This window comes from Nonomuraea ceibae (assembly GCF_019396325.1).
GTDB lineage: Bacteria > Actinomycetota > Actinomycetes > Streptosporangiales > Streptosporangiaceae > Nonomuraea > Nonomuraea ceibae.
The window spans coordinates 1-7,768 of sequence record NZ_JAHKRO010000210.1; the positions used below are offsets into that span (position 1 = coordinate 1).

Below are 7,768 nucleotides of genomic sequence, written 5' to 3' on the forward strand. Positions count from 1 at the left end.
CCCCGGGAGCGACGGCGCCCCGCCGCACGAGAGAGCCCGTGCGGCGGGGCGTTCCCGGTCGCCCGGGGGACTCGCTTACAGGCCCGGCGCGGGGAACTGCGCGGTCAGCTCGCTGACCTCGCGGTGCACGCGGGTGATCACGTCCTCGGCGTCGCCCTTGGACAGCGCGGTGACAACCTCGTCCATCCAGGCGCCGATCTGCCGCATCTCGGCCTCGCGCATGCCGCGCGAGGTCACGGACGGGGTGCCGATGCGGATGCCCGACGGGTCGAACGGCTTGCGCGTGTCGAACGGCACCGTGTTGTAGTTGGTCTCCAGCCCGGCCCGGTCGAGCGCCTGGGCGGCCGGCTTGCCGCCGATGCCCTTGGGCGTCAGGTCGAGCAGGATCAGGTGGTTGTCGGTGCCGCCGGAGACCAGGTCGAAGCCGCGCGAGGCGAGCTCGTCGGCCAGCGCCTTGGCGTTGGCGACGACCTGGTGGGCGTAGGCCTTGAAGTCGTCGGTGGACGCCTCGCGCAGGGCGACGGCGATGGCCGCGGTGGTGTGGTTGTGCGGGCCGCCCTGCAGGCCGGGGAAGACGGCCTTGTTGAGCGCGGCGGCGTGCTCGTCGGCGGTGGCCATGAGCATGGCGCCGCGGGGGCCGCGCAGCGTCTTGTGGGTGGTGGTGGAGATCACGTCGGCGTGGCCGACCGGCGACGGGTGGGCGCCGCCGGCGACGAGGCCGGCGATGTGCGCGATGTCGGCGGCCAGCACGGCGCCCACCTCGCGGGCGATCGCGGCGAAGCCCTCGAAGTCGATCGTGCGCGGGATGGCGGTGCCGCCGCAGAAGATGAGCTTGGGCCGGTGCTCCAGGGCCAGCTCGCGGACCTGGTCGAGGTCGATGCGGCCGGTGTCCTGGCGGACGCCGTAGCGGACCGGGTTGAACCACTTGCCGGTGGCCGAGACCGACCAGCCGTGCGTGAGGTGGCCGCCGAACGGCAGGCCCATGCCCAGCACGGTGTCGCCCGGCTGCAGGAACGCCATGTAGATGGCCAGGTTGGCGGGCGAGCCGGAGTAGGGCTGGACGTTGGCGTGGTTGACGCCGAACAGCGCCTTGGCGCGGTCGACGGCCACGGTCTCGATCTGGTCGATGACCTGCTGGCCCTCGTAGTAGCGCTTGCCGGCGTAGCCCTCGGAGTACTTGTTGGTCAGGACGGTGCCGGTCGCCTCGAGCACCGCCTTGGACACGTAGTTCTCCGAGGCGATGAGCTTGACCGTGTCGGCCTGGCGGCGCTCCTCGGCCTTGATGAGCTCGGCGATCTGCGGGTCGACGCTAGCGAGAGAACTCATGAGTCTCCTGTCATCATTGACATCCTGCGAAGACCCAGGCGCACGGCCTCCGCTCCTTCCGCTCCCTGGTGGTCGATCCCACCGATTGCGCCAGTCGCGACGCCTTGACGATATCGGAAGCGCGGGGGCTGTCAGCTCGGGGTGATGGCCACGTTCCTGATGACGCCGAGCGGGCCCATGTCGACGTCGACGCGGGCGACGTCCTCGGGCACGTTCGCGTAGATGGCGTAGAGCTGGACCTGGTCGCCGCCCTCGAAGGGGGCGACGGGCAGGTCGGTGCAGTCGCAGCCGCCGTCCTTGCTCGCCGGGTAGATCGGCGAGCCGACGCCGGGCGGGACCAGGCTGACCCGCGAGGCGGTGGAGTCGAGGGCGCCTCGGCCGAGCTTGCCCGCGAGGGGCGCGTTCTCCTCGCCGACGTTCTTGACGGTCCACTGCAGGCGGACGGTGCCGCCCTGCCGGACGAGGGAGTCGACCTGGACGCTCAGCCTGCTGCCGAGCGCGTCGATCGTGCTGGCGGCGGCGGGGGTGCCGGGCTCGCCGGCGGCCTGTTCCCAGGGGCGCAGGACGGCCACGGTGACGCCGGCGCCGACGGCGGCGGCCAGCAGCGCGGTCACCACGGGCACCCACCGCCGCCCGCGCCCTGCCGCCCCACCGCGCCGCCCGGCCGGTCCGGGTCCCGGCCGGCCGTCACCGTTCCCGCCGCCGTTCCCGCCGCCGGGGCCCGCCGGGAAGGAGCTCGCGGGGAAGGCGCTCGCGGGGTAGGACGCCGCGGGCGCGCCGCCGGCCGGCGCCAGGACGGGCGTCCACGTCTCCGACACCACCCGCGTGGCGGCGTCCACCTGGACCTCCGTACGGCCCAGCAGCCGGTCGAGGAGCTGCTGGGCGGTGGGCCGCCGGGCGGGGTCCTTGTCCAGGGCGCGCTCGACCAGCGAGCGGATGCGCTCGTCCAGCCCGTCGAGCACGGGCGCGTGGTTGACCACCCGGTAGACGACCTCGGCGACGCCCCCAGTGCCGAACGGCGGCCTGCCGGTGCCCGCGTACGCCATCAGCGCGCCCCACGCGAAGACGTCGCCGGCGGGGGTGACGGGCTCGCCCCTGGCCTGCTCGGGCGACATGTACGCGGGCGTGCCCATGCTCTGCGCGACCGTGAAGGGCAGGTCGGCGGTGTCGGCGAGCTGCGCGATGCCGAAGTCGATCACGCGCGGCCCCACGGGGCTCAGCAGCACGTTCGACGGCTTGAGGTCGCGGTGCACGACGCCGGCCTGGTGGATGGCGGCCAGCGCGGTGGCCACGCCCACGGCCAGCGCCTCCAGGTTGGAGCCCGTCATGGGCCCGTGCCGCCGGATCACCCCGGCCAGGTCGGGACCCTCGACGAACTCGGTGACGAGGTAGGCCGTGCCGCCGTCGAACCCGGCGTCGAGCACGGGCGCGGTGCAGAACCGGGCGACCCGCCGGGCCGCCTCCGCCTCCTTGCCGAACCTGCGCCGGAACTCCTCGCGGGCCGCGAGCTCGGGCCGCATCATCTTCAGCGCGACCTGCCTGCCGGACCCGTCGCGGGCCAGGTGGACGAAGCCCATCCCGCCCTCGCCGAGCTTGCGGAGCAGGACGTACGGACCGACCCTCTGCTGCGCCTCCATCGGGGCGATTATGGCGGAACGACGGTCATTTCGCACGGCCGAGGCCGGGCCAGAGCCGGTCGACCTCGGCGTTCAGGATGGCCCCGATGAGCACGGCCAGCGCGGTGATGTAGAGCCAGAGCAGCACCGCGATGGGCGCCGCGAGCGACCCGTACACCGAGACGGGCGTGAACCAGGCTGCCAGCACGCCGCGCAGCACGGCGGCGCAGACGATCCACAGGATGAGCGCGAGGATCGCGCCGGGCAGCTCGCGGTACCACTTCGTGCGCACGGGGACGCTCACGTGGTAGAGCACGGTCAGGAAGAGCACCGAGCCGACGATCACCACCGGCCAGTAGAGCACGTCGATGAGCACGCCGTACTGGCCCGGCAGCACGCCCCGCAGCAGCGTCGGCCCGATGACCAGGATCGGCATCACGATGATGCCGATGACCAGCCCGACCACGTACAGGCCGAACGACATGAGGCGGGTGCGGATGATGCCGCGTTCCTCGCCCAGGCCGTAGGCGACGGAGATGAGGTCCACGTACACGTACAGGGCGCGCGAGCCCGACCACAGCGACAGCAGGAAGCCCAGCGAGATGATCGACACCTTGCTCGCGTCGTCGCGCAGCACGTCGGCCAGCAAGGGGCGGACGACGCCGGTGACGGCGTCGTCGGTGAACAGCAGCCCGGCCTGGTCGATCACCCACGCCTCGATGTCGCGCACGCGCTGCCTGCCGAGCCAGGTGCCGAGCTTGGCCAGCACGCCGATGAGTCCCAGGACGAACGGGGGCAGCGACAGCAGGGCGAAGAACGCGGCCTCGCCCGCCAGGCCGGTGACCCGGTAGTTGACGCCGGCGTTGGTCGCGGCGCGGGCGGTCGCCCACGACCTCGTGTCGCGCACCCAGCTCAGCCTCGCCCGGGCTTGGGCGGCGAGCCGCCTCTTGGACCGGCCAGGCGCATCCGTGGACGTCATGGCACCCAACGCTATTTCGCAGTGACTCTCGGGGACAGCTTACGTCCCCCTCGTCCTGCCCTAGGCGTTGTCGACGATGCGTGCGCCCAGCGGGAGAAGTGAGACGGGGATCATCTTGATGTTGGCCACGCCCAGCGGGATGCCGATGACGGACACGAACAGCGGGATGGACGTGAGCACGTGCCCGATCGCCAGCCAGATGCCCGCGACCAGGAACCAGATCACGTTGCCGATCAGCGTCAGCGCCCCGGCCTCGGGGTCGCGCACCACGGTCCTGCCGAACGGCCACAGCGCGTAGGCGGCGATCCGGAACGAGGCGATGCCGAACGGGATCGTGATGATGAGGACGCAGCAGACGATCCCGGCGAGCGCGTAGCCGATGGCGAGCCAGATGCCGGCGAACACGAGCCAGATGACGTTGAGGATGGTGCGCATGGTCACAGCATGTCACCGTGCGTACCCGGCCCACATCGGGGATCACCCTGATAATGCAGGGGTGATCTGCGAACGCTGCAAGGAACGACGTCACGACGAGTGCCGGGGCGGGTCGTGGTGCGACTGCCAGCACCAGGAGCCCGAGCCGGAGCCGGACGAGCCCGTCGTCAACTGGCTGCGCCAGGGCTAGCCGGCCTGACCGGCGGCCTCCAGGAGCTGCCGCCTCGACGGGTTGACCAGCACCCGGCCGCCCACGGTGACGGTGGGCACCGTCTCGTCGCCGCCGTTGACCGACCGGACGAACGCCGCCGCCTCGGGGTCGCGCCAGATGTTCACCTCGGCGTAGGCGAGCGGCGTGAACCGCAGCCCGGTGCGCAGCCGCATGCAGTAGCGGCAGCCCGGCCGCCAGTAGACGACGACGCCCGCGCGGTCCGCCCCGCTGTGGGAGGCCGAGCGCCCCCGGCGCGGCAGATTGGCGAGCACCGTCCAGGCGACGTAGAGGGCCGCGACGATGAGCAGGGCCGTCATCAGGGGAGACATACCGCGAACGTACCGGGCGAGTCCAGAGTCTGGACCCGGTCTTGGACATCGATCGCCGCCGGGGTATCTTCGAGGCATGCCAGCGGACCCCATGCTCGTCGGCCGACGCCACGTCGACCTTCAGCGTGTCCGCAGTGCCATCTGTTGCGACGCCCGGTAACCGCAGATTTCTTCCGCTGAGCGCGTCGCACCTCCTCTCCCCTGCACTCGATGACGAGGCAGGAGGAACGCTGCGCGCGCCCATAACCCAAAAGGACGCGCAATGAGCACCCCTGCCAGCCGGCACCACAAGCGCCCGCGCGGCGAAGGCCAGTGGGCCCTCGGTTACCGAGAGCCGCTGAACAAGAACGAAGAGAGCAAGAAGGCCGACGACGGGCTCAACGTCCGCCAGCGGATCATCGACATCTACTCCAAGGGCGGCTTCGACTCGATCGACCCCGCCGACCTGCGCGGCCGCTTCCGCTGGTACGGCCTCTACACCCAGCGCAAGCCCGGCATCGACGGCGGCAAGACGGCGATCCTCGACCCGGAGGAGCTCGACGACCGCTACTTCATGCTGCGGGTGCGCATCGACGGCGGCCAGCTCGACATCCGCCAGCTCCGCGTCATCGCCGACCTGTCCAACGAGTACGCGCGCGGCACCGCCGACATCACCGACCGGCAGAACGTGCAGCTCCACTGGGTGGAGATCGAGTCGGTGCCCGACATCTGGGAGCGGCTGGAGGCCGTCGGGCTGAGCACGACCGAGGCGTGCGGCGACACCCCGCGCGTGATCATCGGGTGCCCGGTGGCCGGGATCGACGCCGAAGAGGTGATCGACGCCAGCGCCCAGATCCGCGAGCTGAACGAGAAGTTCATCGGCAATCCCGCCTACTCCAACCTGCCGCGCAAGTTCAAGACGGCGCTCAGCGGCTGCTCGGCCCACTGCACCGTGCACGAGATCAACGACGTGGCGTTCGTCGGCGTCGTCAACGAGCAGGGCGAGCGGGGCTTCGACCTGTGGGTCGGCGGCGGCCTGTCGACCAACCCGATGCTGGCCAAGCGGCTCGGCGTGTTCATCGCCCCCGAGCGGGCGGCCGACGTCTACGCGGGCGTGATCGGCATCTTCCGCGACTACGGCTACCGGCGGCTGCGGCACCGGGCGCGGCTGAAGTTCCTGGTCAACGACTGGGGCGTGGAGAAGTTCCGCGAGGTCCTGGAGACGGAGTACGTCAAGGAGAAGCTGCCCGACGGCCCCGCGCCCGCGCTGCCCCGCGCCAACCGGCGTGACCACGTCGGCGTCCACCCGCAGCACGACGGCAACTTCTACGTCGGCTTCGCGCCCCGCGTGGGCCGCCTCGACGGCGACAAGCTGCGCCTGATCGCCGACATCGCCGAGCGCCACGGCTCCGACCGGGTGCGCACCACCGTCGAGCAGAAGATGGTCATCCTCGACGTCGCCCCCGACCAGGTCGACTCGATCGTCGCCGAGCTGGAGGCCAACGACCTCAAGGTCAACCCCTCGACGTTCCGCCGCCAGACGATGGCCTGCACCGGCATCGAGTTCTGCAAGCTGGCGATCGTCGAGACCAAGGCCAGCGCCTCCCGGCTGATCGACGAGCTGGAGCGGCGGCTGCCGACGTTCGACGAGCCGCTGACCATCAACGTCAACGGCTGCCCCAACTCCTGCGCCCGCATCCAGACCGCCGACATCGGGCTCAAGGGCCAGCTCGTCATGGACGAGAACGGCAACCAGGTCGGCGGCTACCAGATTCACCTGGGCGGCTCGCTGGGCGTCAACTCCGGCTTCGGGCGCAAGGTGCGCGGCCTCAAGACCACCGTCGAGGGCCTGCCCGATTACGTGGAGCGCGTCGTGACGCACTACGACGAGCAGAAGAAGGAAGGCGAGACGTTCGCCGACTGGGTGCAGCGCGCCGACGAGGCGGACCTCAAATGACCGCACGCGCCGTGCCCTTCCACTGCCCCTACTGCGGAGATGAGGACCTCGAACCGTACGAAGGCGACGGCGGCTGGTACTGCCGCGCCTGCTCGCGCGCCTTCAAGCTGAAGTTTCTCGGAATCGGGGTGAACCTGTGACGCTCGTCGACATCGAGGCCGGGCTGACGCAGCAACGCGGCACGCTGGACCTGCAGGACATCGTCGAGTCGGCCGCCGTCTTCCTGGAGGACGCGCCCGCCCGCGAGATCATCCGCTGGGCGGCGGCGACGTTCGGCGACCGGCTCTGCCTGACCTCCTCCATGAGCGACGCCCTGCTCATCGACCTGGTGAGCCGGGTCAAGCCGGGCGTGGACGTGCTCTTCATCGACACCGGCTACCACTTCGCCGAGACCGTGGGCACCCGCGACGCGGTCCAGCAGGTCTACGACGTGAACGTGATCAACGTCAAGCCGTCGCGCACCGTCCAGGAGCAGGACCGCGACCTCGGGCCGCGCCTGTTCGGCCGCAACCCCGACCTGTGCTGCTACCTGCGCAAGGTCGAGCCGCTCAACCGGGCCCTGGAGCCCTACCTGGCGTGGATCTCCGGCATCCGCCGCGACGAGTCCGCCACCCGGACCGGCACCAAGGTCGTCGAATGGGACGCCAAGCGGCAGATGGTCAAGGTCAACCCGATCGCCTCCTGGACCCAGGACGACGTCGACAACTACATGGCCGACAACGGGGTGCTGATCAACCCGTTGCACTACGACAACTACCCCTCGATCGGCTGCGCGCCGTGCACGCGCCAGGTCGCCGAGGGGGAGGATCCGCGCAGCGGCCGCTGGGCGGGGCTGGGGAAGGTCGAATGCGGCATTCACCTGTAACTCCCGGCCGCCGGCCCGCCCCGTTGGCAGACGGGGCGGGCCAAGGCGGGCCGCCCGGCTCTCCGCCCGGC

At 71.0% G+C, this 7,768-nt stretch carries 10 protein-coding genes and 1 riboswitch; of the genes, 5 read left to right on the plus strand and 5 right to left on the minus strand.

Translation table 11 applies throughout. The features are described from left to right. Window positions 1–75 precede the first annotated feature (75 nt). The 4 genes from glyA to KME80_RS48915 all read right to left on the minus strand — a co-directional run bounded on the left by glyA (window position 76) and on the right by KME80_RS48915 (window position 4,356). Entirely contained in the window at window positions 76–1,326 is a 1,251-nt protein-coding gene (glyA, locus tag KME80_RS48900) for a serine hydroxymethyltransferase (RefSeq protein WP_219519586.1), read from the minus strand. A gap of 25 nt (window positions 1,327–1,351) precedes the next feature. Further along, a riboswitch (ZMP/ZTP riboswitch) is annotated at window positions 1,352–1,434 on the minus strand. A 23-nt stretch (window positions 1,435–1,457) separates the two neighbouring features. Next, window positions 1,458–2,963, minus strand: coding sequence for a serine/threonine-protein kinase (locus KME80_RS48905; RefSeq protein ID WP_219519589.1), 1,506 nt, complete (start codon window positions 2,961–2,963; stop codon window positions 1,458–1,460). Between the two features lie 25 nt (window positions 2,964–2,988). Then, window positions 2,989–3,921 (minus strand): YihY/virulence factor BrkB family protein, encoded by a 933-nt coding sequence (locus KME80_RS48910; RefSeq protein WP_219519592.1) that lies wholly within the window; start codon window positions 3,919–3,921, stop codon window positions 2,989–2,991. Between the two features lie 60 nt (window positions 3,922–3,981). Beyond that, complete coding sequence (locus tag KME80_RS48915; protein ID WP_219519595.1) at window positions 3,982–4,356, minus strand: YccF domain-containing protein; 375 nt, start codon at window positions 4,354–4,356, stop codon at window positions 3,982–3,984. Window positions 4,357–4,417: 61 nt separating this feature from the next. Between KME80_RS48915 and KME80_RS52490 the strand changes: the two genes are divergently transcribed. Then, window positions 4,418–4,546, plus strand: a complete 129-nt coding sequence (locus KME80_RS52490) for a hypothetical protein (RefSeq protein ID WP_281427552.1) — start codon at window positions 4,418–4,420, stop codon at window positions 4,544–4,546. Here KME80_RS52490 and KME80_RS48920 read toward each other — a convergent pair. Continuing rightward, window positions 4,543–4,896 carry a glutaredoxin domain-containing protein gene (locus KME80_RS48920; RefSeq protein WP_246647105.1) on the minus strand — a complete coding sequence of 118 codons (354 nt, stop codon included), beginning with the start codon at window positions 4,894–4,896 and terminating at the stop codon, window positions 4,543–4,545. The two genes, KME80_RS52490 and KME80_RS48920, sit on opposite strands and share 4 nt — an antisense overlap. 76 nt (window positions 4,897–4,972) lie before the next feature. On the opposite strand from KME80_RS48920, the gene KME80_RS53535 reads away from it, so the two are divergent. The 4 genes from KME80_RS53535 to KME80_RS48935 all read left to right on the plus strand — a co-directional run bounded on the left by KME80_RS53535 (window position 4,973) and on the right by KME80_RS48935 (window position 7,697). Next, the gene (locus KME80_RS53535; protein ID WP_311132608.1) at window positions 4,973–5,056 is read left to right on the plus strand and encodes a putative leader peptide; all 84 of its coding nucleotides are present in this window, start codon (window positions 4,973–4,975) and stop codon (window positions 5,054–5,056) included. 102 nt (window positions 5,057–5,158) lie between these two features. Further along, on the plus strand, window positions 5,159–6,832 hold the full coding sequence (locus KME80_RS48925; RefSeq protein ID WP_219519598.1) for a nitrite/sulfite reductase: 1,674 nt from the start codon (window positions 5,159–5,161) through the stop codon (window positions 6,830–6,832). Then, window positions 6,829–6,972 carry an Insertion element protein gene (locus KME80_RS48930; protein ID WP_219519600.1) on the plus strand — a complete coding sequence of 48 codons (144 nt, stop codon included), beginning with the start codon at window positions 6,829–6,831 and terminating at the stop codon, window positions 6,970–6,972. The genes KME80_RS48925 and KME80_RS48930 overlap by 4 nt, the downstream gene beginning before the upstream one ends. Continuing rightward, window positions 6,969–7,697, plus strand: coding sequence for a phosphoadenylyl-sulfate reductase (locus KME80_RS48935; RefSeq protein WP_219519602.1), 729 nt, complete (start codon window positions 6,969–6,971; stop codon window positions 7,695–7,697). Before KME80_RS48930 ends, KME80_RS48935 begins: the two co-directional genes overlap by 4 nt. Window positions 7,698–7,768: the final 71 nt, after the last annotated feature.

Bases quoted from the DNA above. Each gene is read 5' to 3' on its own strand.
- KME80_RS48920 (WP_246647105.1), bottom strand. From the start codon at position 4,896: ATGTCTCCCCTGATGACGGCCCTGCTCATCGTCGCGGCCCTCTACGTC.
- KME80_RS48915 (WP_219519595.1), bottom strand. From the start codon at position 4,356: ATGCGCACCATCCTCAACGTCATCTGGCTCGTGTTCGCCGGCATCTGG.
- KME80_RS48905 (WP_219519589.1), bottom strand. From the start codon at position 2,963: ATGGAGGCGCAGCAGAGGGTCGGTCCGTACGTCCTGCTCCGCAAGCTC.
- KME80_RS53535 (WP_311132608.1), top strand. From the start codon at position 4,973: ATGCCAGCGGACCCCATGCTCGTCGGCCGACGCCACGTCGACCTTCAG.
- KME80_RS48930 (WP_219519600.1), top strand. From the start codon at position 6,829: ATGACCGCACGCGCCGTGCCCTTCCACTGCCCCTACTGCGGAGATGAG.
- KME80_RS48925 (WP_219519598.1), top strand. From the start codon at position 5,159: ATGAGCACCCCTGCCAGCCGGCACCACAAGCGCCCGCGCGGCGAAGGC.
- KME80_RS48910 (WP_219519592.1), bottom strand. From the start codon at position 3,921: ATGACGTCCACGGATGCGCCTGGCCGGTCCAAGAGGCGGCTCGCCGCC.
- glyA (WP_219519586.1), bottom strand. From the start codon at position 1,326: ATGAGTTCTCTCGCTAGCGTCGACCCGCAGATCGCCGAGCTCATCAAG.